This is a genomic window from Mesorhizobium sp. M0306 (assembly GCF_040321655.1).
Classification (GTDB): Bacteria; Pseudomonadota; Alphaproteobacteria; order Rhizobiales; family Rhizobiaceae; genus Mesorhizobium.
Genome location: NZ_JAMYRY010000004.1, coordinates 191,680 through 213,441, shown reverse-complemented (window position 1 = coordinate 213,441; position 21,762 = coordinate 191,680). Strand labels below are relative to the sequence as shown.

The 21,762-nt window shown below is 62.4% G+C and carries 22 protein-coding genes and 1 pseudogene; 15 read left to right on the top strand and 8 right to left on the bottom strand.

From position 1 onward, the window contains the following. The first annotated feature begins 47 nt into the window (after positions 1-47). On the top strand, positions 48-539 hold the full coding sequence (locus NKI95_RS09640) for a DUF1772 domain-containing protein (protein ID WP_352716251.1): 492 nt from the start codon (positions 48-50) through the stop codon (positions 537-539). Between the two features lie 118 nt (positions 540-657). Here the strand turns inward: NKI95_RS09640 and NKI95_RS09635 are convergent, their stop codons facing one another. Next, positions 658-903: a hypothetical protein gene (locus NKI95_RS09635; RefSeq protein ID WP_352716249.1), complete on the bottom strand. Its 246-nt coding sequence runs from the start codon at positions 901-903 to the stop codon at positions 658-660. Positions 904-942: 39 nt separating this feature from the next. Further along, positions 943-2,943 carry a protein-L-isoaspartate(D-aspartate) O-methyltransferase gene (locus NKI95_RS09630; protein ID WP_352716247.1) on the bottom strand — a complete coding sequence of 667 codons (2,001 nt, stop codon included), beginning with the start codon at positions 2,941-2,943 and terminating at the stop codon, positions 943-945. Positions 2,944-3,219: 276 nt separating this feature from the next. Here NKI95_RS09630 and NKI95_RS09625 point away from each other — a divergent pair, with 276 nt between their 5' ends. Both NKI95_RS09625 and NKI95_RS09620 read left to right on the top strand, forming a co-directional pair. Continuing rightward, a complete protein-coding gene (locus tag NKI95_RS09625) occupies positions 3,220-5,631 on the top strand; it encodes a phosphoketolase family protein (protein WP_352716245.1) in 2,412 nt (803 codons plus the stop codon). Beyond that, positions 5,631-6,812, top strand: a complete 1,182-nt coding sequence (locus tag NKI95_RS09620) for an acetate/propionate family kinase (RefSeq protein WP_352716243.1) — start codon at positions 5,631-5,633, stop codon at positions 6,810-6,812. Before NKI95_RS09625 ends, NKI95_RS09620 begins: the two co-directional genes overlap by 1 nt. A gap of 48 nt (positions 6,813-6,860) precedes the next feature. On the opposite strand, the pseudogene NKI95_RS09615 reads toward NKI95_RS09620, so the two are convergent. Both NKI95_RS09615 and NKI95_RS09610 read right to left on the bottom strand, forming a co-directional pair. Then, a pseudogene (locus tag NKI95_RS09615) lies at positions 6,861-7,147 on the bottom strand (ATP-binding protein); the annotation flags it as partial. A gap of 79 nt (positions 7,148-7,226) precedes the next feature. After that, the gene (locus NKI95_RS09610) at positions 7,227-7,442 is read right to left on the bottom strand and encodes a KTSC domain-containing protein (protein ID WP_352716241.1); all 216 of its coding nucleotides are present in this window, start codon (positions 7,440-7,442) and stop codon (positions 7,227-7,229) included. A gap of 128 nt (positions 7,443-7,570) precedes the next feature. Between NKI95_RS09610 and NKI95_RS09605 the strand changes: the two genes are divergently transcribed. Further along, positions 7,571-8,164: an alpha-ketoglutarate-dependent dioxygenase AlkB gene (locus NKI95_RS09605; protein ID WP_352716240.1), complete on the top strand. Its 594-nt coding sequence runs from the start codon at positions 7,571-7,573 to the stop codon at positions 8,162-8,164. A gap of 64 nt (positions 8,165-8,228) precedes the next feature. On the opposite strand, the gene NKI95_RS09600 is transcribed toward NKI95_RS09605, so the two are convergent. Further along, complete coding sequence (locus tag NKI95_RS09600) at positions 8,229-8,693, bottom strand: NUDIX hydrolase (protein ID WP_352716239.1); 465 nt, start codon at positions 8,691-8,693, stop codon at positions 8,229-8,231. 125 nt (positions 8,694-8,818) lie between these two features. Here NKI95_RS09600 and ku point away from each other — a divergent pair, with 125 nt between their 5' ends. The 4 genes from ku to NKI95_RS09580 all read left to right on the top strand — a co-directional run bounded on the left by ku (position 8,819) and on the right by NKI95_RS09580 (position 12,130). Next, positions 8,819-9,652 carry a non-homologous end joining protein Ku gene (gene ku / locus NKI95_RS09595; RefSeq protein ID WP_352716238.1) on the top strand — a complete coding sequence of 278 codons (834 nt, stop codon included), beginning with the start codon at positions 8,819-8,821 and terminating at the stop codon, positions 9,650-9,652. Positions 9,653-9,745: 93 nt separating this feature from the next. After that, entirely contained in the window at positions 9,746-11,146 is a 1,401-nt protein-coding gene (locus NKI95_RS09590) for a PAS domain-containing HWE histidine kinase family protein (RefSeq protein ID WP_352716237.1), read from the top strand. Between the two features lie 75 nt (positions 11,147-11,221). Further along, the gene (locus NKI95_RS09585) at positions 11,222-11,593 is read left to right on the top strand and encodes an avidin/streptavidin family protein (RefSeq protein WP_352716236.1); all 372 of its coding nucleotides are present in this window, start codon (positions 11,222-11,224) and stop codon (positions 11,591-11,593) included. A gap of 120 nt (positions 11,594-11,713) precedes the next feature. Then, entirely contained in the window at positions 11,714-12,130 is a 417-nt protein-coding gene (locus NKI95_RS09580) for an HD domain-containing protein (RefSeq protein ID WP_023677074.1), read from the top strand. 29 nt (positions 12,131-12,159) lie between these two features. Here NKI95_RS09580 and NKI95_RS09575 read toward each other — a convergent pair whose 3' ends face one another. Then, positions 12,160-12,570 carry a DUF427 domain-containing protein gene (locus tag NKI95_RS09575; protein WP_353016094.1) on the bottom strand — a complete coding sequence of 137 codons (411 nt, stop codon included), beginning with the start codon at positions 12,568-12,570 and terminating at the stop codon, positions 12,160-12,162. Between the two features lie 181 nt (positions 12,571-12,751). Between NKI95_RS09575 and NKI95_RS09570 the strand changes: the two genes are divergently transcribed. The 7 genes from NKI95_RS09570 to NKI95_RS09540 all read left to right on the top strand — a co-directional run bounded on the left by NKI95_RS09570 (position 12,752) and on the right by NKI95_RS09540 (position 19,496). Next, a complete protein-coding gene (locus tag NKI95_RS09570; protein ID WP_502909136.1) occupies positions 12,752-13,567 on the top strand; it encodes an endonuclease/exonuclease/phosphatase family protein in 816 nt (271 codons plus the stop codon). Positions 13,568-13,630: 63 nt separating this feature from the next. Then, the gene (locus NKI95_RS09565; RefSeq protein ID WP_352716232.1) at positions 13,631-15,031 is read left to right on the top strand and encodes a phospholipase D family protein; all 1,401 of its coding nucleotides are present in this window, start codon (positions 13,631-13,633) and stop codon (positions 15,029-15,031) included. 460 nt (positions 15,032-15,491) lie between these two features. Then, positions 15,492-15,749: a hypothetical protein gene (locus NKI95_RS09560; protein ID WP_352716231.1), complete on the top strand. Its 258-nt coding sequence runs from the start codon at positions 15,492-15,494 to the stop codon at positions 15,747-15,749. Between the two features lie 233 nt (positions 15,750-15,982). Further along, the gene (locus tag NKI95_RS09555) at positions 15,983-16,954 is read left to right on the top strand and encodes an SDR family oxidoreductase (RefSeq protein ID WP_352716230.1); all 972 of its coding nucleotides are present in this window, start codon (positions 15,983-15,985) and stop codon (positions 16,952-16,954) included. Positions 16,955-16,958: 4 nt separating this feature from the next. Further along, positions 16,959-18,674, top strand: coding sequence for an HAD family hydrolase (locus tag NKI95_RS09550; RefSeq protein ID WP_352716228.1), 1,716 nt, complete (start codon positions 16,959-16,961; stop codon positions 18,672-18,674). Positions 18,675-18,875: 201 nt separating this feature from the next. Beyond that, positions 18,876-19,028 carry a peptide ABC transporter permease gene (locus NKI95_RS09545; protein ID WP_352716227.1) on the top strand — a complete coding sequence of 51 codons (153 nt, stop codon included), beginning with the start codon at positions 18,876-18,878 and terminating at the stop codon, positions 19,026-19,028. A 24-nt stretch (positions 19,029-19,052) separates the two neighbouring features. Beyond that, on the top strand, positions 19,053-19,496 hold the full coding sequence (locus tag NKI95_RS09540) for a PPC domain-containing DNA-binding protein (protein ID WP_352716226.1): 444 nt from the start codon (positions 19,053-19,055) through the stop codon (positions 19,494-19,496). A gap of 10 nt (positions 19,497-19,506) precedes the next feature. On the opposite strand, the gene NKI95_RS09535 is transcribed toward NKI95_RS09540, so the two are convergent. Further along, complete coding sequence (locus NKI95_RS09535) at positions 19,507-20,769, bottom strand: DUF763 domain-containing protein (RefSeq protein ID WP_352716225.1); 1,263 nt, start codon at positions 20,767-20,769, stop codon at positions 19,507-19,509. Between the two features lie 201 nt (positions 20,770-20,970). Further along, positions 20,971-21,675 (bottom strand): MgtC/SapB family protein, encoded by a 705-nt coding sequence (locus NKI95_RS09530; RefSeq protein WP_352716224.1) that lies wholly within the window; start codon positions 21,673-21,675, stop codon positions 20,971-20,973. Positions 21,676-21,762: the final 87 nt, after the last annotated feature.

Below are 21,762 nucleotides of genomic sequence, written 5' to 3'. Positions count from 1 at the left end.
AACGACCCTATCTACGCGCGCACCTTGGCATGATCGGGAGCAGGAACATGCGCGCATTGATGATCGCCACCCTTCTTCTGGTCGCCGTCTCGATGGCGCTCTCGCTCGCGCACGCACTGGAATTGCCCGGCAAGTTGCGTCTCAAGGAGGCCACCTACAGATCAGTGCAGGCGATCTACTATCCCGGCTTCACGATCGGCGGGTTCGCCGAGATCGGCGGCATCATTGCACTCGCCGTCCTGCTCTACCTGACGCCCTATCCAAGCGCCCGATTCTGGTGGACCTTGGCGGCGCTTGTCTTCTTGCTGGCGGAGCATGCGACCTATTGGTTGGTCACGCATCCCGTCAATAATTTCTGGGTGCAAGACACTGCCATGCCGAAATCAGCCGCGACGTTTTTTTCAATGTTCTCTCGAAAGCAGACCGGCGACTGGAGAGATTTGCGCAACGTCTGGGAGGCTTCGCATGTCGCCAGGGCAGGCCTCGCGATGCTGAGCCTAGTCTCAATTGCTGTCGCCGCGACATTTTTTGCCGAATAGCGCCGAGGAGATCAAGACGGCGTCCTCGTTCGCCAATTTGCGGCTACGAACGCTGCATCCGTCAGATCAGAGAACGGACCCGGCGCCGTATTGTCTTAACGTCAAGCGATCCGGCCGTTCAGCGGTCGGCGCGATGCTTGTTGTGGGCGCTTTCCTGGTGCTCGCCGCGGATGATGTTGCGATCGTCGGGATCGGCAATATCCTTCGGGTCCGATCTGAGCTCGGCACCGCGCCGGAACGCCTCGCGCTCTTGCCTGGTCTTTTTCAAATCCGCTTCGGCGTCGAAATCCTTGCCGGCGTTTTTCGTGTTCTCGCGCTCTTCGATGATGCGCAACTGCTGCTCATGAGTCTTTCTTCCGGCCATCGGTGACCTCCTTCTTTCTATTTTCCGCTTCCCAAGCTGCTAAAGCCCGAAAGGATAGGTCTCGGGAAGGCCTGTCCCCGCATGTTCCGGCCCAAGCGGCGTCACGGCACTGGTTTCATCGAACCAGACGAAAGCATCGAACTGGCGGGCGAGCGAGGCATCCGCATAGTGGCTGTGCAACTCGGTCTCGGGCCGGTAGATGACGCCGATAAAGCGCTCCAGCCGGCGCTCGAGAAGCCGTTGGCGCAGCGTGTCGTCGCGCTCGAAATCGAGAAGGAAAGGCGAGACGCCGCTGTCGTGGCAAAGCCGCTCATAGCTGTCGTTGTGGGAAGGCCGCACCAGTTTCACTTCCATGTCGCCGTCCCAGTCGGTCGCCGCGGCCACCGTCCCGGAATGCGTACTGAGCCCAATCAAGCCAACCTCGTCGCCAAGACGCTGGCGGCAGAGCTGGCCGATGTTCACTTCGTCCCTGACGATCCCCATCTCGGTGTAGCGAGCATCGCCGATATGGGAATTATGTGCCCACACCACCGCCTTGGCATTCGGGCCGCGGGCCTGCAGCAGGTGCTCCAGCGTTTCGAACATGTGGGTGTCGCGCAGGTTCCAGGATTGCGCGCCGCCATAATACATGGTGCGGTAATAGCGCTCGGCGGCGGCGACTAGGCGGGCGTTCTGGGTGGCGTCGAGGAAATCGATACCGTCCTGCTGCGCATAGTCGAGCTCCCTGGAAAGCAGTTCCCGGCATTGCTCGAGCACGGCCTTCTCGCATTTCTGGTAACCGGAGGTGAGTGCGACACGGCCATAGGTGGCCGGGTCGTTCTGCCACGGCGTCAGGCAGCCATAGCGTTCGCGCGCGATCCTCGCCGCCTGCGGATCGACCCGGTCGAGATATTGCAGGACCGCCGCAATCGATCCGCCCATATTGTAGATGTCGAGGCCATAGAATCCGGCCCGCCGGGAGGATATGCTGATCCGCTCATTACGCACTCGCATCCAGTCGACGAACGCCGCGACGTCGGTGTTGCGCCACATCCAGGTGGGAAAGCGCTGGAACGGCGGCGCCGCGCCCGGCCGCGGCGGCCGATGGCGGACGTAGCGGTCGATCGCCGCGGCATCGGGCCAGTCGGCCTCCACCGCGACGATGGTGAAGCCATGCTTCTCGATCAGCCTGCGAGTGATCGCGGCGCGCGCACGGTAGAACTCCGACGTACCGTGACTGGCTTCGCCGAGCAAGACGACGCGGCGGTCGGCAAACCGGTCGAACAGCGCACCGAAGGCCGGATCGTCGAAATCCGGAAGCGGTTCGGCTGCGGCCGCTATCATCTGCGGCAGGCTGCTCCTGCGCTGATGCCGGTGCGGAAGATCGGCCGCTATTTGGCTGTCGCTGCCTGGCTCGCCCCAGCCTTGCTCGCCGATCAGCGGAACAAACCGCACGCCGCCGAAATCCTCCTCGGTGTAAGTTGCTGCGCCGGTCCGGGTGACCTTGAGCAGCCGCTGCGCGTCGAATTCGTCGCCGACCGGGATGATAAGCCGGCCGGCGACGTCGAGCTGTTCTTGCAGAGCGAGCGGTGCGCCGGGTCCAGCGGCGGCAACCAGGATCGCATCGAAGGGCGCCGCTTCGGGCCAGCCCTTGGTGCCGTCGCCAGTGCGGACTTCGATATTGTCGTAGCCAAGCTTTTTGAACCGTTGCCTTGCCGTTTCAGCCAACGCGGCGTGGCGCTCGATCGTGTAGACGCGTTCGACGATGCGGCTCATTACGGCAGCCGCATAGCCGGAGCCGGTGCCGACCTCGAGAACATGGTCACCAGCTCCGATCTCCGCCATTTCGATCATGAACGCAACGATAAAGGGCTGCGATATCGTCTGACCTTCGGCGATCGGCAGCGGCCCATCCTCATAAGCGAACTCTTCGAAGCCCGGATCGACGAAAGCCTCGCGCGGAACCTCCCGCATCGCCTGCAGGACATTGCGGTCGCGAATGCCACGGCGGCTTAGGTGGACGTCCACCATACGATCACGGGCATCGGAGAGATCGAGCATTTTTTGCTCCTTTTGCAGACCCCTCCGCCCCAATGAGCCAAGCGTCCTCAAGGGCAACTAGGTTCATGTCCCGTACGTCCCTGGAATTGCGGTCCCGTGAATTCCTGGATTACGCACGTCTCTCTAACCGTTGGCGAGCCTCGAGGTTCCCAAGTGACCGATCGGCTTTTGCTGGCGAGGGGCAGCGCCCGCCCAAACTTATTTCGAGGCAAATCCTTTCTCCGAGGCGACGCCACTCCAGATACCGACGGACGAGGGTATTCCGGAGGCATTTCCATGAACGACGAGGCCCGCACCACTGCGCAGACAACCGGCCTTGACCAGATCGATCTGATGGACCGCTACTGGCGCGCCGCGAACTACATCTCGGTTGGCCAGATCTATCTGCTCGACAATCCGCTCTTGCGCGAGCCTTTGCGGCCCGAGCACATCAAGCCGCGGCTGCTCGGCCATTGGGGCACGACGCCCGGCCTCAATTTCATCTATGTGCATCTGAACCGGATCATCCGTGAACGTGGTCTCGATGTTCTGTTCATCTGCGGGCCGGGTCACGGCGGCCCGGCAATGGTCGCGAACACCTGGCTCGAGGGCACCTACAGCGAGATCTATCCCGAGGTCGGCGGGGACGAAGACGGCCTGCGAAAGCTGTTCCGGCAGTTCTCGTTTCCCGGCGGAGTGCCGAGCCACGCGGCTCCGGAGACGCCCGGCTCGATCCACGAAGGCGGAGAACTCGGCTATGCGCTGGTTCATGCCTTCGGCGCCGCCTTCGACAATCCGAACCTTGTCGTTGCCTGCGTCGTCGGCGACGGTGAAGCCGAGACCGGCCCGCTCGCCGCGGCCTGGCATTCCAACAAGTTCCTGAACCCGGCATCCGACGGTGCCGTCCTGCCGATCCTGCATCTCAATGGCTACAAGATCGCCAGCCCGACGATCCTCGGCCGCATGGAAGACGAGGCGTTGCGCAGCCTGTTCCTCGGCTATGGCTACGAGACCTTCTTCGTGGAAGGTCATGAGCCTGCCGCGATGCATCGGGAGATGGCCCGCACGCTCGATACCGTGCTCGACCGGATCCACTCCATCCAGGAGCCTGCACGAGCCGCGGGCTGGATGGGAGAGCGGCCGCTGTGGCCGATGATCGTGCTGCGCAGCCCAAAGGGTTGGACCGGGCCGAAAGAGGTCGACGGCAAGAAGGTCGAGGATTTCTGGCGCTCGCACCAGGTCCCGGTGTCGAACGCACGCGGCGACGCGGCGCACCGCCAGATCCTCGAAGACTGGATGCGCAGCTACGAACCGAAGACGCTGTTCGACGAAGGCGGGCATCTCCTGGCGGAACTCGCGGCGCTGGCGCCTACGGGGTCAAGACGCATGGGCGCAATCCCCTACGCCAATGGTGGCCTGCTGAAACAAGACCTTGTGCTTCCCGACTGGAAAGGCCTCGCGCTCGACGTACTGCGTCCGGGCGGTACTGTTGGGGAGGCGACGCGGACCGTCGGAAGCTATCTTCGCGATGTGATCCGCTTGAACGCCGATGCCAGGAATTTTCGGCTGATGGGACCGGACGAGACATCCTCCAACCGCCTCGACGACGTGTTCGAGGTTACGGACCGCGTCTGGATGGAGCGGATCGAGCCTTACGACGTCCATCTTTCCCGCGACGGCCGCGTCATGGAGGTGCTCAGCGAGCACCTTTGCCAAGGCTGGCTGGAGGGCTATCTGCTGACCGGCCGCCACGGCCTGTTCTCGTGCTACGAGGCGTTCATCCACATTGTCGATTCCATGGTCAACCAGCACGCCAAATGGCTGAAGACCTCCGGCGAACTTGCCTGGCGCAAGCCGATCGCCTCGCTCAACTACCTGCTGACCTCGCATGTCTGGCGGCAGGATCACAACGGCTTCAGCCATCAGGACCCGGGATTTGCCGATTTCGTCGCCAACAAGAAGGCCGACACGGTCAGGCTCTATTTCCCGCCGGATGCCAACACGCTGCTGTGGATCACCGACCATTGCCTGAAAACCTACAACCGCATCAACGTCATCGTCGCCGGCAAGCAGCCGGCGCCGCAATGGCTGTCCGCCGAAGACGCGGAAGCGCACTGCAAGGCCGGTGCCGGCATCTGGGAATGGGCCGGGACGGTTGCCAAGGGCGAAGATCCGGATGTGGTCCTGGCCAGCGCCGGCGACGTGCCGACACTGGAGACGCTTGCCGCAGCCGACATCCTGCGCTCAGGCATTCCGGACCTGAAGATCCGCGTCGTCAATGTCGTCGACCTGATGATTTTGCAGTCGAATTCCGAGCATCCGCATGGCTTTGCCGATGACAGATTCGACGCACTGTTCACCAAGGCCAAGCCGGTCATCTTCGCCTATCACGGCTACCCCTATCTCATTCACCGTCTGACCTACCGGCGCGCCAACCACGACAACATGCATGTGCATGGCTTTCGCGAGGAAGGCACGACGACGACGCCGTTCGATATGGTGGTGCTCAACCAGCTCGACCGCTATCATCTGGCGCTCGCCGCGATCGCGCGCGTGCCGGGGCTGGCCGAGCGGGCGAAGGATCTTGCCGCGGCGCTGCATAGGAAATTGGCTGAGCACACGGCCTATGTCCGCGAACATGGCGAGGACATGCCCGAGATCCAGAAATGGTCCTGGCCGCAGGACGGCGCGACGAGGGCCGGCGATTGATGCGACGATCGATCCTTGCGTTGAATGCCGGCTCGTCGAGCATCAAGTTCAGACTTTACGACCTTGCAGCATCCGCCGAGCTGGATCTTGCCTCGCGCGGTTCGCTGGATCTGGGCGACGCGCCAAGGCTGACCGCGAAAGCCGCCGATGGGGCGGTGCAGTGCGATCGGCCACTTGCCGCAGACGCATCACGCGACATGGGCATCGGCCAGATGCTGCAATGGATCGAGAACGAACTTGGCGGAAGGAAACTGATCGCCGCCGGCCATCGCATCGTCCATGGCGGACGCGAGTTCGTCGCACCTGTCCGCCTGATGCCGACAGTTATCGAGGCTCTCGACAGGCTGACCCCGCTTGCGCCACTGCACCAGCCGCGCAGTCTCGCACCAATCCGGGCGCTTGCTGCGCTGCGGCCGGACCTGCCGCAGGTCGGATGTTTCGACACGGCCTTCCATCGGACCATCGAGCCTCTGGTCAGCCGTTTCGCACTGCCGCGCCGCTATGAGGCAGACGGCATCCACCGCTACGGCTTTCACGGGCTTTCCTACGAATATGTCGCCGGCCGGCTCAAGCAGATATCGCCCGATCTGGCGGCGAAAAGAACCATCGTCGCCCATCTCGGCAACGGGGCGAGCTTGTGCGCCATGCGCTACGGGCGAAGCGTCGATACTACTATGGGCTTTTCGGCGCTTGACGGCCTGGTCATGGGCACACGCTGCGGCGCCATCGATCCGGGCGTGCTTTTGTACCTGTTGTTGGAAAGAGGCGTTTCGGGAGAGGCGCTGCAAGACATGCTCTACGAGGAATCCGGCCTGCTCGGCGTGTCCGGCATTTCCGGCGACATGCGCACGCTGGAGGCCAGCGACGACCGCCGGGCTCGCGAAGCGGTGGAGCTTTTCGCCTTCCGCGCCGCCCGGGAGGTTGCCGCCCTCGCCAACACGCTGGGCGGGCTGGAATGCCTGGTGTTCACCGGCGGCATCGGCGAGCACTCTGCCCCGGTCCGCAAAGCGATTTGCGGGAGGCTTGGCTGGCTCGGCGTGGCGATCGACGAGGCCGCCAACAGCTCCCATGCCGCGCTCATCAGCCAGGCAGACAGCAAGGTCGAAGTCCGCGTCGTGGCGACCGACGAAGAAGGTGTCATCGCCCGCCACACCCGCAAGGTGATGGAGGAGCCCGGCTGATGCGGATGGCCTTGAGTGGCGGCGCCTACGACCGCACTGGTCGAGCGGCTACGCCGCTAGCGCGGCCGATCTGTTGAACACAATGGTCACCCGCGTTCCTTTGCCAGGGGTCGAATCCACCTCGAACCGGGCATTGGCATTTTCGGTCAGCGATTGCGCGATCAACGCTCCGAGCTTGCCGGGTTTCGGCCAGGTCTCGCCTTCGGGCAGCCCGATGCCGTCATCGGCGACTACGATGCGAAAACCGTCGCCATCGACGACGCTGCGCAGCGTGATCGTCCCGCCTTCGCGGCCCAAAAGGCGTGCTTCAGCGCGTTCGTCAAAAGCTCATTGAGGTCACTCGCCAACTGCGAAGTCCCGGCGCGGCCACGCATGGCGGAGAGCCGAGATGATGGTTGGGAAGCGCCTGAAGGCTCAGCTCGAATGGCTCTGCTCGACCAGATGGAATTTATACCGGTCGCGAATATGCGCGTTGAAGAACCGGCCCTTCGACGAGGCTTTGCGGAATGCCGCGTGGACCTGCGGCGGCACGTCCTCGTAGTCATAGCGGTTTCCGCTCGGGACGAACCATACGGAGAGCACCCTCGTCACCGGCTGGTAATCGATGCTTCTGATCGCAGTTGAAGGCATCTCGACAGGTCCAATGCTCGGCAGTGCTCCAATCCAGGCAATCGTGTGAATAACCCTGCACGGAGAGCGAGGTTCCTTCATGCCGAAGCAGCCTTGCCGCTACGGGCCGACTTCACCAAATACGGTTGATGCCACCCCTCAAGACATCAGCTGCAGCCCGGCAGGGCGATCTCTTTGCCGCCACCGACGACCTGCCGGAAGGATTTCACTACCGGCCCGAAGTGATCACGCCGGACGAAGAAGCAGCGTTGGCAAGCCAGCTCGCAAGCCTGCCTTTTCAGGCCTTCGACTTTCACGGCCATCTGGCAAACCGGCAGGTAGTCGGCTTCGGGTTGCGTTACGACTACGACCGGCGCGAAATCGTCGAAGCACCGCCGATACCCGGCTTTCTGCTGCCGCTCAGGGAAAAGGTTGCAGCCTTTGCCCGCCTGCCGGCCGAAACCTTCGTGCAGGTGCTGATCAACGAGTACCGGCCGGGCGCCGGTATCGGCTGGCACCGTGACAAGCCTCATTTCGAGGCGGTCGCCGGCGTTTCGCTGCTGGCCGCCTGCAGCTTTCGCCTGCGCCGGAAAAATGGCACGCGATGGGATCGCAAGACGGTCACCGTCGAGCCAAGATCGGCCTATCTGATGACGGGCGCTGCGCGCAACGAATGGGAGCACAGCATTCCGCCGGTTGCCGAGCACCGCTATTCGATCACGTTGCGCACGCTGCGGCCGTAACGCGCTTAAAGCAGAGCGGTGAGGAAGCCCGAGCACTGCCCTTGAGAACTGGGCTGAAACAAATTCATCCGTCGCCATGCCGACCGGCCAAATCCGCCAGCATGGCGCGCTGGCCCTTCAGGATCTTGAGGTTGGCTTCAGGCAGGGAGAACCAGCCCGCTCTGTCGACTTCGGGAAATTCCTTCATCGAGCCGGACCTTGGCGGCCATTCCATGACGAAGGTGTTGCTGCTGATGGCGTCGCTGTCGAAGTCCGCTTCGACGCACCATGCGATGACGAGCTTGCCACCCGGCTGCCGGTAGCTGCCAAGGTGTCCGAAAACTCCATCGATGGCGATGCCGAGCTCCTCTTCTGCCTCGCGTTTGGCCGCCGCCAGCTCGTCCTCGTTCTCGTCGACCAAGCCCTTCGGGATCGACCATGCGCCGTCGTCCTTCTTCGCCCAGAATGGGCCGCCCGGATGCACCAGCAACACCTGAAGTGAACCTCTGCTTTGGCGATAAATGAGCAACCCTGCGCTGCGTTTGGCCATTCCGCTATTCCCCTGACGAAAATGAAACGAACGTTCTCGTCCGGGCCAGCGTATGGAGCAGCCTGCCACGGCGGAACGATTTCCGCTCGCAGCCGTTCCGTCCGTTCGGCAAATGAGTGATTGACATGGCGACGCCGCGAGCTGCCTGGAAGGGCTTTATGAAAGTCGGATCGGTTTCCTGTGGCGTCAAGATCATCGGCGCCGTCAGCGAGGCCGAGAAAGTACATTTCAGGATCCTGAACCGCAAAGACGGTCTCCCGGTCAAGAGCGCCTATATAGACGAGGAGACCGGCGACACGGTCGAGGCGGCCGAACAGGTAAAGGGCTACGAGGTCGAAAAGGGCAAGTTCATCCGCATTGAGCCGGACGAAATCAAGAAACTGAAGATGGTGTCGCAGCACACGCTCGAGATCGGCGAGTTTGTGCCCACCGCCGAAATCGACGCACGCTACCTCGAAAAGCCCTATTATCTGGTCCCGGCCGATGTGCCCTCCACGGAGGCATTCGCGGTGATCCGGGACGCCATGGCCAGGAAGAAAGTGGCAGCCCGGTCTTGCGTCGTGCTGTACCAGCGTGGCCGAGAGGTGCTGATCCAGCCGCTGGGCAAGGGCATGGTGATGACGGAATTACGCAACCACAATGAAGTGGTCGCGGCGGACGCGGTGTTCGAAGGGCTGAAGGCTCGCAAGGTCGATCCCGAGATGCTGGAAATCGCGCAATTGCTGATCGACAAGAAGCCGGCCAAATTCGACCCGTCGAAGTTCGAAGACACTTATGAACAGGCGCTGGTTGCGATGATCGAAGCCAAGCGCAAGGGCAAGAAACCGCCCAAGCCGGCACCCCAGCCGAGGACGAACGTCGTCAATCTCGCCGATGTTCTTCGCAAGAGCCTCGCGCAAGAGGGCGGCAAGGCTCCGAACAAAAGTCCGAGAGCGGCGGCGAAACGCAAATCGGCCTAAATGTCCGAAAGCAGATCGAACGGAACCGAAAACACTCGCGCGCATTTAGATGACGTAGCAATCCGTCGGCAAGCTAAGCGGAGCGGGGGACTGGTGGACGTCGTTGAACTAAGGACTGGCGGAATCCCGCAAGTTTCTTCCGCCGATCTGATGCAGGCGTTGCCTGTCGCCGTCTACACCACCGACAAACAAGGCTACATCACCTTCTTCAACGAAGCCGCTGCCGATCTCTGGGGATATCGTCCAGTTATCGGCCAGGACCGCTGGTGCGGATCATGGAAGCTTCGCCACGCAGACGGGCGGCCGATGGCGCATGACGAATGTCCGATGGCCGTTGCCTTGCTGGAGGAGCGGGAGGTTCGTGGGGGCCGGGCGATCGCCGAGCGGCCGGACGGCCAGTTCATCCCGTTCAGCGCGCACCCGGTCCTGCTTCGCGATGCGCGCGGTGAGGTCGTCGGCGCCATCAACACCCTGCTCGACCTGCGCACCCAGGCGCTGGCTGACGACGCCGGCATAAGGCTCGCTGCCATCGTCGAATCCTCGATGGACGCCATCGTGTCGAAAGATCTGAATGGCATTATCACCAGCTGGAACGACGCGGCACAACGCCTGTTCGGCTATACGCCCGCCGAGGCGATCGGGCGCCCGGTGACGATCCTCATCCCGCCCGACCACCTGGATGAGGAAGCCATGATTATCAGCCGCATTCGCGCCGGCGAACGGATTCCTTCATACGAGACAATCCGGCAGCGCAAGGACGGCACCCTGGTTCCGGTTTCGCTCACCATCTCGCCGATACGCGACGGCATCGGGCGTATCATCGGCGCCTCCAAGATCGCGCGTGACATCAGCCCGCACAAGGAGAGCGAACGGCGTATCCGCACCCTCATGCGCGAAGTCAACCATCGCGTCAAAAACCAGTATTCTGTGATCGTCTCGATGATCCGCGAGACCAGCAAGCTGGCGGGTACGCCAGAGGCTTTCCTTTCCCAGGTCCGGGAACGTATCATGGCACTTTCGGAATCACACGATCTGCTGGTCGATGCCGAATGGCGTGGCGCGACTATCGGCGAATTAATCCATGCCCAGACCAAGGCCTTCGCGACACAGGCCAGGCTGTCGATGAGCGGGCCGATGATCATGCTGCAGCCGAACGCGGTGCAATATCTCGGCATTGCCTTTCACGAGCTGGCCACCAATTCGGTAAAGCACGGAGCGCTGTCGCGCCTTGACGGACGGGTCGAGGTCGAATGGACCGTGACGCCAGCCGCCGATGGCAGCGATGGCTTCCGCCTTGTCTGGCGGGAACTGGACGGACCATTGGTCGATGAAAACACGCGACGCGGTTTCGGAACGGTTGTGCTCAAACGCGTCACCCCGCAGGCGCTCAGCGGCACCGGCCGCCTGGAATTCGCCAGGCACGGCATCACCTGGACGCTGGAAGCGCCGCTGCGCTTCGTTCAGATGTCGATGGCTGGCATCGCGGCTGATTGAAGGCTGCTACACCAGCCGCGGCTTGGCGGCCGTGTGGCAACGCAATCCCTTTGGTAGCAATCAGGAGGAGCAGCGATGAGTTGGCTGGGCACCTGGCGGAACCAGTACGGGTCGGTCGTCGAACTGACCAGCGAAGAGGGCGGACGGATCAGCGGAACCTTCAGGACGGCACTGGAGGACAGCGCCTTCTTCGGCATGACGGTGCCGCTGTTCGGAGCCTGCCATGGAGACGTCATCGGATTCACCTGCGCGGCCGAAGGGCGGATCGGAGCCGCGGCGGTGAGCTATACCGGCATCCTCAGGAACGGGAAGCTGGAGATGCTGTGGCACACCGTTGCGGATGCCGCTTTGTCGGCTGAAAAGGAAGGTGCCCCGGCCCGAGCCAGGAAACTCCCCGCCTGGCGCGCTTTTGGAACCAGCCTCGACAGTTTTGAACGCGTCTCCTGACTGTCGCGGGCATTCAGCTCGCGAGTGAGGCAGCAGGAGTCCCGCAGTGCACAGGAACTCGCACTGACGATGGCGCGTTGGTGCGCCAGGACATGCGCTGTTCGTTACGGGGTCGACCCAATGAGCGTGCTTTATCGCGCAGCGAAAATCGCCGAACAGGCTCATGCCGGGCAGACGGACAAGACAGGGCGGCCTTATATCGAACATTGCCGCCGGGTCGTCGATGCCGTCGAAACGCTCGACCAGAAAGCCATCGCCTATCTTCACGACGTCATCGAAAAAGGCGACGGCTGGAACCGCGACCGGCTTGAGGCGGCCGGGTTTGGACCGTCCATCGTATCCGCCGTCGATGCCATGACGCGGCTGCCGAACGAGGACGATGCGGCTTTCGTTCGCAGGGCCGCGGCCAACCCGTTGGCGTTGCCTGTCAAGCGCGCCGATCTTGCCGACAATCTATGGCAGGCACGGCAGATCGGGGCCTCGACAGCGAAATACGAAGACGGCTTGCGCATTCTCAGAGAAGAGTTTGCGAGCTGACGGAAGGCTGCGCTGTCGCCGATTTGAGTTTACTCGGTGACGTGCGGCGTATGCCGCTTGTCCTCCGCGGGATCGGCCTCGATCCGCGCCCTGCCGGGATCGAACGCGCCGTGGCGGGCGATCGCCAATGCCGGGGTGTCGGGCGTCTCGTAGGCCCACATGAAGTCTTCTGCCGACGAACCGACCGCATGAACACGCCAATAGCTTGCCGTGCCCTTCAGCGGGCTGTGGCTCGTTGTGTTCGTCTTCTCCAGAAGGTCGAAATAGATGTCCTCGAAGGGTATGTAGAAGACAGGATCATGACCGTCTTCGTAGAGCAGCTTTGCCCGCTGGCTCGACGCGATAATGGCATCGGAAAACCGAACGGTCACGGTTCCATCGAACGGGACAATGCTGAGCGGGCCTGGCCGGGGGGCGGAATTTGCGGCTAAGGGCTGCATTCGACTTCTCCGTTGACTGCGCTGCCCTCCTGAAACGTGTTGTTGCCCGTCACGGTTCCAGGCCGCGGGCGCGCCGAGGCCGGCGGTGGAACGGTTTTGCAAGGTCGTCGTTGTTTCAGACCTCCGCACGCGCCATAATCGCGATGGCCGCCACTCACCGACTCAACAGCAAATGGATCACATGCTGGATCGATCGCCTACCCTTCCAAGGTCGCTTGGCGCTGCGCTGCGAAGGGAAGTGCCGCGGTTTACGGCACCCGGCAATGAAATTTCGTGCACCACGGTCGCATCCTACAATGTGCATAAATGCGTCGGCACCGACGGCAGGTTCGATCCGGAGCGGGTCGCAGCCGTGGTCAAGGAACTCGACGCCGATATCATTGCTTTGCAGGAGGCCGACGAAAGAACCGGAAGCAGGCAGGGTTTACTCGATCTCGCAGCACTCGAGCGGGACAGCGACCTCGTCCCCACCCATGTCCCGGAAAATCGCCGCAGCCATGGCTGGCACGGAAATCTGATCCTGGCGCGCCGCGGCGTGGTCGAAAGCGTGAACCAGATCCGGCTGCCCGGCCTTGAGCCGCGCGGTGCGGTCATCGTGGACCTGGAGCTGAAGGGCGTCTCCCTCAGGATCATAGCCGCACATTTCGGCTTGCTGCGGCGGTCGCGCTCGCAGCAGGCCAACGCGCTGGTCGAAGCCACGCACCCGGTTCTGCGGCCAACAATCCTGCTTGGCGACCTCAACGAATGGCGCGTCCGCAACAGGTCTTCGCTGCTGGCCCTGCTGCCGCATTTCGGTCCGATCGATGCGGTTCTGCCGAGCTTTCCGTCGCGCTTTCCGCTGTTTGCGCTCGACCGCATCCTGGCCAGGCCGCCGCACCTGATTTCCAGCATCGAGGTGCACAAGACGCCGCTGGCGCAACGGGCTTCCGATCATCTGCCGATCAAGGCCCGGCTGAACCTGGACGCGATACGGCAGCCGCGACTGCAACCAGAATGAACCTGAACGGTTGTTAGTCAGATTTCAGACCGTTTGCTTCGCTGATGTTTGCCGGTGCACCTCATGGATACAGCCATTTCGCGGTTTGCCCGGGACAAGATCGCGGCCGGCAATAGCGGGCTGCTGCTGATCGCCGACAATTATGACGCGTTTGCCGCGCGAATCCTTGCCACGCGCAGTGCCACAAGCAGCCTCGACCTGATGTACTATCTCTGGCACGACGACCATAGCGGCCGGCTGCTGATGCAGGAGGTCGTCAAGGCGGCGGAGCGCGGTGTCCGCGTCCGCATACTGCTGGACGATATAAATCCGCGCAACAGCGACGCCGCTTACCTGGCGCTCAACAGCTACAAGAACATCGAGCTGAGGCTGTTCAACCCGAGCGGCATGAGGAATGGCAGCATCTTTCGCTCGCTGGAGATGGTCGCCCGGCTGTTTGCGATGACCCGCCGCATGCACAACAAGGCCTGGATCGCCGATGAGGGCTTGGCCATCGTCGGCGGAAGAAATATCGGCGATGCCTATTTCGACGCTGCGGAGACGAATTTCCGCGATCTCGACCTGTTGCTTCTCGGTCCTGCCGTAGGGCAGACGATGCAGATCTTCGAGGCGTTCTGGAATTGCGAGGCGGCAAAGCCGATCCAGCTGCTCAACCCGGCTGCGGCGGGCTCGCGCGCAGATTTTCTCGACAATCTCGACGCGACCGCGGACGGGCAGCTTTTGAACAGCCTCAGTGCCTGGCGCACGATCACGGAGTTCATTGTAGCGCACAGCGACGTCTGCTGGACGAAAGGCGTTCGCGTCATTTCCGATCCGCCGGAAAAGGTGCGCGGCAAAAGGCGCAGGAACTGGCTGACCAAGGAGCTGCTTCCCGCTATCGCAGCGACCAGGCAGCGCCTCGAAATCGTCTCGCCCTATTTCATCCCCAGCCGCACCGGGTTGGCCATCCTGTCGAAGCTGGTCGACCGTGGCGCCGAGGTTGCAATCCTGACCAACTCGCTCGCCGCGACGGACGTCGCCGCCGTGCACGGCGCCTATGCCAAATACCGCCGCAAGCTGCTTAAAAAAGGTATCCAGCTTTTCGAATTGCAGCCCTTCGACCGCCAGGCCAACATCTCCGTTTTCGGTTCAAAGGGAGCCAGCCTCCACACCAAGGCCTTCACGGTCGACGACACGCTCGGGTTTGTCGGCTCCTTCAATTTCGATCCGCGTTCGGTGTCGTTGAACGCGGAAATGGGCGTGCTTTTCCATGATACCAATCTGGTGATGGAGTTGCGCCGGCTGTTCGAGCACGAAAAGTCACCGCAGACGAGCTACCAGCTGGTCCTGGACAAAGGCGCCTTGCGGTGGCTCGGCATGGCGGATGGCGAGATGCGGCAATATTCGCGTGAACCCGAGGCCAGTCTCTATCGGCGCATCGTTGCAGCGCTGGTTGGGTGCCTGCCGATCGAATCGCAATTGTAGAGGCAACTCATTGTCGGAACGGAACTCCGGGATCACGAGTTGTAACCCGTGTCCGGAGCATGCCGATGAAGACCACGATATACAGTTTTCTTGCTGAGCTCTTGCCGTTCTGGATGGCGCATAAACGCAAAATGCGCGCCGACCGCGCCGCTGAGTGGCCGACACGACCGGCTGCTGCGGATGACGATGGTCGGCCGTCGGGCGATCCGAATCGAGCAACATCGGCGCGGCGGCGCAACACGTCCTAAGGGCGGGATACCTTCAAATTGGATCCCGCTCCAACTGTCTGGCTAGCCGCATTTCTGCGACGCCAAGTGATCCCATTTGGCTGCAGAAGCTCTAGCCCCTAGGCGATCACGCTATCGTCAAGTGGCGTAATTCGAAATCCGGCGTTGCCAAGCATCCATTTTGCAGCACGTACGTTAATGTGCACTACAGGTTGCCGCTATAGGTGAGCGCCATGAGTGCTAGTGCGATAGAATTCTTGCAGGACTGGATCCACGAAAACGTTCATCTACCGCCGCCTCCGATCAAGCTTGAAAAGGAGGCGGAAACCCTCGCCAGGGAATGCAAGGAAGAGGCGGCAGACGCCGGCGTACCCATCGAAGATATCGAGGAAGAGGTTGGTGACCTCAAGGATCTGCTTGTCGCCAAGCTCGAAGACGCAGCCGAGGACGAAGCCAGGCCAACTCAATGGCAAGGGGCGCGACATGAATAGGGCGGATGGAGCCAACGGGCCGGCGACCCTGCAGAACAATCTGTGACTCAGGGCGGGCCGAACGAATGCGCCGCTGAGGGAGCCGCAATCTCCTAGGCTTTTCAGCGGGTCCGTACTGCAGCCGGTGCCGTGGGTTAGACTCCGCACGATCCGCCCGGGCTGAAGGAATGACGCCGTCGCATAAACCTTTTCGCTGGACACGCGTTGTTGGGTTTCAAGCCAGGGAGATGACCATGCAGATGAAGTCGGAAATCGCCGGCGAGGCCGCCAAGCAGCGGCACATCCAGCGCCGTATCGACGAGAAGGATAAGTCCAAGTCCAATGGCAAGCAAAAAGGCGCCATGCAGGCCGGTGCCCGCAAATATCCCGAGCCGCCCTTCCCCGAGCAGCACCAGCCGAAGCCGGGGCATGAATGGGCGATCGAGCCGGCGCCGCTTTACGATGCGCCATTTTATATCGGATCGAAAAAGCTCGACGGCAAAGTGGCCGTCATTACCGGCGGCGACTCAGGCATCGGCCGTGCGGTGGCCGTGCTCTATGCGCGTGAAGGCGCCGATGTGGCGATCATCTATCTCTCAGAGGATAGGGACGCCGAAGATACCAAAAGGGCCGTCGAAGCGGAAGGCCGGCGCTGCATCCTGATCAAGGCCGATGTCAGCGAACGCGACCACTGCCACAACGCGGTGGCTGAGATCGTGCAGGAGTTTGGGCGGATCGACGTGCTGGTCAACAACGCCGCTTTCCAGGTCCACTCCAGCGATTTCAGCGAGCTGACCGAGGAGCATTTCGACACGACGCTGAAGACCAACCTATACGGCTATTTCCACATGGCGCAGGAGGCCGTGCTGCACATGAAACCCGGTTCGGCGATCATCAATACCGGTTCAGTGACCGGCATCGAGGGCTCGAAGCAACTGGTCGATTACTCCATGACCAAGGGCGGCATTCATGCCTTCACCCGCGCGCTCTCGGGCAACCTTGTCGACAAGGGCATAAGGGTCAACGCCGTGGCGCCAGGCCCGGTTTGGACGCCGCTCAACCCCTCGGACAAGGAAGCCGGCGATGTTTCGAAATTTGGCGCTGACACGCCGATGAAACGGCCGGCCCAGCCGGAGGAGATCGCGCCGGCCTACGTGTTCCTCGCCTCGCCGCACTGCTCCAGCTATATCACCGGCGAGATATTGCCGATCGTCGGCGGCTACTGACGACATGTATTTCATAGCCCTGGCCACTGACTATGACGGCACGCTGGCGCATGAAGGGATCGTTGCCGAGAAGACTCTTGCGGCGCTCGAGCGCTTCAAGAAGAGCGGCCGCAAGCTCATTCTCGTTACCGGGCGCGAGCTGCCCGACCTGAAGCGTGTCTTTCCCGAAGTCGCGATCTTCGACAAGGTCGTCGCGGAAAATGGCGCGCTGATCTACACGCCGGCCAGCGAGGAGGAGCGGGCGATATCTCCGCCGCCCGCCCCCGAGTTCATCGCCAAACTCAGGAAACGCGGTGTCAAACCGCTTTCGGTCGGCCGCTCTATCGTGGCTACCTGGGAACCGCATCAGGCTACCGCACTCGAGGTCATCAAGAAATTGGGGCTGGAGCTGGAAATCATCTTCAACAAGGGCGCGGTTATGATCCTGCCCAGCGGCATAAACAAGGCGACCGGGCTGACAGCCGCGCTTCAGGACCTCAGATTGTCGCCGCACAACGTCGTCGGTGTCGGCGACGCCGAAAACGACCACGCCTTCCTGCGCGCCTGCGGCCTCAGCATCGCCGTCGACAATGCACTGGCGGCGGTCAAGGATACAGCGGATCTCGTGACACGCGGCGCGCGCGGAAAGGGCGTCGAGGAGCTGATCGACAAACTTGTCGAGCGCGATCGCGAGCTTATTCCGAGCCGCGACGGCATTCTGCTTGGCTCGGATGATGGCAAGGAGGTGCATCTGTCGCCAACCGATACGGTGCTGATCGCCGGCAGTTCGGGTATCGGCAAATCGACCTTGGCGACCGCACTGACGGAGCGCTTCGTCGAGAGAAAGTTCCAGTTCTGCATCTTCGATCCGGAAGGCGACTATGACGGCCTCGAAGGCGCCGTCCGGCTGGGCGACGGCTCGAATGCGCCGACGAAGACGGAGCTGCTCGATCTCCTGGAGAAGCCGGACAACAACCTGGTCGTCAACGGCCTGGCGCTGCGCGTCAATGAGCGACCGGACTTCTTTGCCGACCTGCTTCCGGGGCTTGGCAGCGTTCGCTTCCGCACGGCACGACCACACTGGCTGATCATCGACGAAGCGCATCACCTCTTGCCGAAGCGGCGCGACGACACGCCAATGGTGCTGGCCATGGAATTGCCGGGCACGATCCTGATCACGGTTCATCCGGACGCGATCTCAACCGAGGCATTGCGGCTGGTCACCGCCGTCATCGCACTCGGCCCCAAGGCGAAAAAGGTCATCAAGACGTTCTGTCGCGAGACCGGCACCGAACCGCCAAAGGACAAGGACCTGAACTCTCCAAAGGACGAGCGCGTGCTGTTCTGGCGGCCGCAGGCGCGCAAGAAACCTGCCATGGTCGAGCCGATCGAACCGCGGCAGTCGCTTAAGCGCCATAGCCGCAAATATGCCGAGGGCCAGCTGGACGAGAAGGGCAGCTTCTATTTCCGCGGCCCAGACAATGCCATGAACCTCCGCGCCCATAATCTGATGATTTTCGCCCAGATCGCCGAAGGCATCGACGACAAGACCTGGGAACACCATCTGCGCGCCGGCGACTATTCCGAATGGTTTCGCCACCAGATCAGGGACAAGGAACTGGCACGCGAAACCGCCGAAGCGGAGAAAGACGGCACACTTTCGGCGCAGGAGAGCCGCAACCACGTCCTGGACGCGGTGCGCCGCCGCTATACCGCGCCCGCGACCGCGCCGAAGGAATAGATGCAAACGGCGCCCAGCCGGTCCCAAGCCGGCTGGGTTCACCTCGTGGTCGATCTCCATCTCGAGCCGGCAGAAGACCGGGTCCCAGTCGGTTCCAATCGTCGATGGTCCATCGTGGAACCTCATCCGCCAAACGAGATTGTGTTCTATCGGGCGCCAGATCCATTCAATGCCGAATAATTGCCCGGAAGGAGACGATGGATGAGCAACGACCGGGACAAGGATGGTCCTGTCTTTTCGGCGGAGCAGGCGCGGCAGGGCGAGATCATCCTGCGGACGCGGGCGCGCCGGATCATTTTCATCGCCGGCCTGGCGGGTCTCGTCTTGCTGGCATTGCTGGTGTGGTGGATTTGAATTCCTGACGGCTGGAGCGAAATCATGAAATCACAGCTTGTTGCCGAAAGCGCCGGACAGAGAACGTTCGTCATTGTGCTTGATCCCGGCGAAGAGGCGTTTGCGCAGCTGACGTCATTTGCGGTCGACCGTGGCGTCGGCAGTGCGTCGCTGACCGCGCTCGGTGCTTTCGAAAGGGCAACCGTCGGCTGGTTCGACCCTGGAGAGAGGACCTACCGGAAAATCCCCGTCCGGGAACAGTGCGAAGTGCTGAGCGCGATCGGCGATGTTGCCATCGGCGACGACGGCAGGCCCAGCCTGCACGTCCACGCAGTCCTTGGATTGAGTGACGGCACCACGAGGGGCGGTCATCTGCTGGACGGCATCGTGCGGCCGACGCTCGAGGTCACATTGGTGGAGACGCCTGGCCATCTGCGCCGCAGGCACCGTCCCGAACTCGGCGTCGCCCTGATCGACTTGGAGGCTTGATCCGAGCCGATCACTTCGTTGATTTGACCGCGGCCGTTTCGGGTACGACCTCCCAACCGAAGACGCTGCGGCCGCCGAGCAGATGCGATTGCTCGAACTCCCCGGCGACGATTTCCTTCAGGCTTGGACCGGTGACATAGCGCTCGACCTGCCGCGACTGGTCGTCCAGCCGCCGCAACGCACCGATCTCTTCCTCACGGCCGAGCCTGGCCTTCTGGACAGCCGATTTCAGCACGCCGATCGTCTCGTCATAGACCTTCAGCGGCACGGGGAACGGGTGCCTGTCCTTGCCGCCATGCGCCAGCGAGAAGCGGCCGGGATCGGAAAAACGGCACGGCGCTCCATGCACCACTTCGGCGACCAGCGCCAGCGCCCGCACCGTGCGCGCACCGACATTGGGCACCAGGAGAAGCCCGGCGAAATCTGTCGGGCCGCGCTCGGCCGCCGCCGCGATGTTGCCGTGCAGGCGGCGCATGACGACATCGCTTTCGCGTACATCGTGGTGCGCCGGCATCACCAGATGCGGCAGCAGCTTTTGTGCCGGCTCCGGCGCTGGCGCCGAACCCCGCTCCAAAGCGGCAAGCTCCCTCACGATGCGATCCGGTCCAAGGTCGTGCAGAAGGTCCAGTTGTCCCTGGCGCGACACTTCGGCGCGGCGGTCGGTCAGGTTGACGATCTCGCCCTGGTTGGCGCCCTCGATGGCGGCATGCGGCTGGTCGACAAAGCTCTTCAGGCCCTCGGACAGCCAGTGATAGCGGCGCGCCACCTTGCTGTCGCCGTTCATGCCTTGCTGCACCACCACCCATTTGCCGTCATCGGTGACGACAAAGCCGTGCAGATAGAGATCGAAACCGTCCTGGACCGCGGCGCTGTCCACCTTGGCGACAAGCCGGCTGGCAGTCGCGAGGCCTTGCCCGTCGAGGCCGACACGCTCGCCGATCAGGGCAAGCTCGTGCGGGGTCTTGCGCGAATGCGCGCCGCGGCCGCCGCAAACGTGGATGCCGAGTTCGCCGGAAAGCGGCGACAGGCCGCGCTTCAACGCACCGACGACGCTGGTGGTGATGCCGGAAGAGTGCCAGTCCATCCCCATCACGGCGCCAAAGGACTGGAACCAGAACGGATGCGCCAGCCGGCGCAGCAATTCATCGCGGCCGTAATGGTGGATGATCGCCTCGCACATGACCGCGCCAAGCCGCGTCATGCGGTCGCCGAGCCATTTCGGCACGCGTCCGCCGTGAAGTGGAAGATCAGCACTTCCCGATCGCTGTGCCACGCTCTTTTGCTTGCTCCTTGAGTCCTGCCTCCACAGATAGGTATCGAAAGCGCCGCGAAGAAGCGATGGCCTGATTCAGGCCGCGATCGTTGCGAGCCGCTAGAGCAATTCCAGGAAAAGTGTGAAACGGTTTTCCGTCCGGGATTGCGCAGAAACAAAGAGATAGAGCGGTTCGGCGTTTCCGTGAAACGATGAACCGCTCTAGCGGGCAGGCTCGCTGAGGAGATCAAACTTTTGGATCTCGCAATGCTCGCCCACCGATGCCAGCAGATCCATTGGCGGTGCGCCAGTGTCGGGCCGCCTCCAACTGATCTCGAACGAGAACACAGGATCCTTGAGATCTGGGCGCCTCTCTATTGCGACGAGGCGCGCCTGGTAGCCAAGCGGCCCGATGAGCGCATCGAGCTCCTGTCGAGCCGCGGCCTTCCACGTCAGTTCCAACTGGGCATGGTGTTCGCGCGACATTCGAAGGTCCACCCATTTCAGGACCAGCAAGGTGGCCAGCGTCAGCGCCGTGCCGGCCGCGCCCAAGCCGTATTGGCCACCACCGAAAGCCAATCCGATCGCCGTCATCACCCACAAAGTGGCCGCCGTGGTGACCCCGCTGACAAGATTGCCGCGGCGAAGAATGGCGCCACCGCCGATAAAGCCGACGCCGGTCAACACGCCCAGCGGAAAGCGCAAGACGTCCATCGATGCAAACGAATCCGGGTGCTTGCCAACGGTCTCGAGCAGAATACTGGCCTGGATCATTGTGATGGCGGCTGCCAATCCGACCAGCACGGTGGTGCGTAGCCCCGCCGCGTGCCCGCGCGCCTCGCGGTTGAGGCCTATCAACAGGCCGGCGAGCGCGGTCAGAAGCAGTCGTGCCGCGATGTCCTGCCAGACCGGAACAACGAGGAGCATCGCGGTCACCCGTCAGGCCAAGCGCTGCTGGCCAGGAATAGCGCCAGGGTCAAAGCGAACAACGGCAAGAGCGTCTTCATCGCAAAT

Coding starts and splice junctions, on each gene's coding strand:
- NKI95_RS09640 (WP_352716251.1), top strand. CDS start 48: ATGCGCGCATTGATGATCGCCACCCTTCTTCTGGTCGCCGTCTCGATG.
- NKI95_RS09635 (WP_352716249.1), bottom strand. CDS start 903: ATGGCCGGAAGAAAGACTCATGAGCAGCAGTTGCGCATCATCGAAGAG.
- NKI95_RS09630 (WP_352716247.1), bottom strand. CDS start 2,943: ATGCTCGATCTCTCCGATGCCCGTGATCGTATGGTGGACGTCCACCTA.
- NKI95_RS09625 (WP_352716245.1), top strand. CDS start 3,220: ATGAACGACGAGGCCCGCACCACTGCGCAGACAACCGGCCTTGACCAG.
- NKI95_RS09620 (WP_352716243.1), top strand. CDS start 5,631: ATGCGACGATCGATCCTTGCGTTGAATGCCGGCTCGTCGAGCATCAAG.
- NKI95_RS09610 (WP_352716241.1), bottom strand. CDS start 7,442: ATGCCTTCAACTGCGATCAGAAGCATCGATTACCAGCCGGTGACGAGG.
- NKI95_RS09605 (WP_352716240.1), top strand. CDS start 7,571: ATGCCACCCCTCAAGACATCAGCTGCAGCCCGGCAGGGCGATCTCTTT.
- NKI95_RS09600 (WP_352716239.1), bottom strand. CDS start 8,693: ATGGCCAAACGCAGCGCAGGGTTGCTCATTTATCGCCAAAGCAGAGGT.
- ku (WP_352716238.1), top strand. CDS start 8,819: ATGGCGACGCCGCGAGCTGCCTGGAAGGGCTTTATGAAAGTCGGATCG.
- NKI95_RS09585 (WP_352716236.1), top strand. CDS start 11,222: ATGAGTTGGCTGGGCACCTGGCGGAACCAGTACGGGTCGGTCGTCGAA.
- NKI95_RS09580 (WP_023677074.1), top strand. CDS start 11,714: ATGAGCGTGCTTTATCGCGCAGCGAAAATCGCCGAACAGGCTCATGCC.
- NKI95_RS09575 (WP_353016094.1), bottom strand. CDS start 12,570: ATGCAGCCCTTAGCCGCAAATTCCGCCCCCCGGCCAGGCCCGCTCAGC.
- NKI95_RS09570 (WP_502909136.1), top strand. CDS start 12,752: ATGCTGGATCGATCGCCTACCCTTCCAAGGTCGCTTGGCGCTGCGCTG.
- NKI95_RS09565 (WP_352716232.1), top strand. CDS start 13,631: ATGGATACAGCCATTTCGCGGTTTGCCCGGGACAAGATCGCGGCCGGC.
- NKI95_RS09560 (WP_352716231.1), top strand. CDS start 15,492: ATGAGTGCTAGTGCGATAGAATTCTTGCAGGACTGGATCCACGAAAAC.
- NKI95_RS09555 (WP_352716230.1), top strand. CDS start 15,983: ATGCAGATGAAGTCGGAAATCGCCGGCGAGGCCGCCAAGCAGCGGCAC.
- NKI95_RS09550 (WP_352716228.1), top strand. CDS start 16,959: ATGTATTTCATAGCCCTGGCCACTGACTATGACGGCACGCTGGCGCAT.
- NKI95_RS09545 (WP_352716227.1), top strand. CDS start 18,876: ATGAGCAACGACCGGGACAAGGATGGTCCTGTCTTTTCGGCGGAGCAG.
- NKI95_RS09540 (WP_352716226.1), top strand. CDS start 19,053: ATGAAATCACAGCTTGTTGCCGAAAGCGCCGGACAGAGAACGTTCGTC.
- NKI95_RS09530 (WP_352716224.1), bottom strand. CDS start 21,675: ATGCTCCTCGTTGTTCCGGTCTGGCAGGACATCGCGGCACGACTGCTT.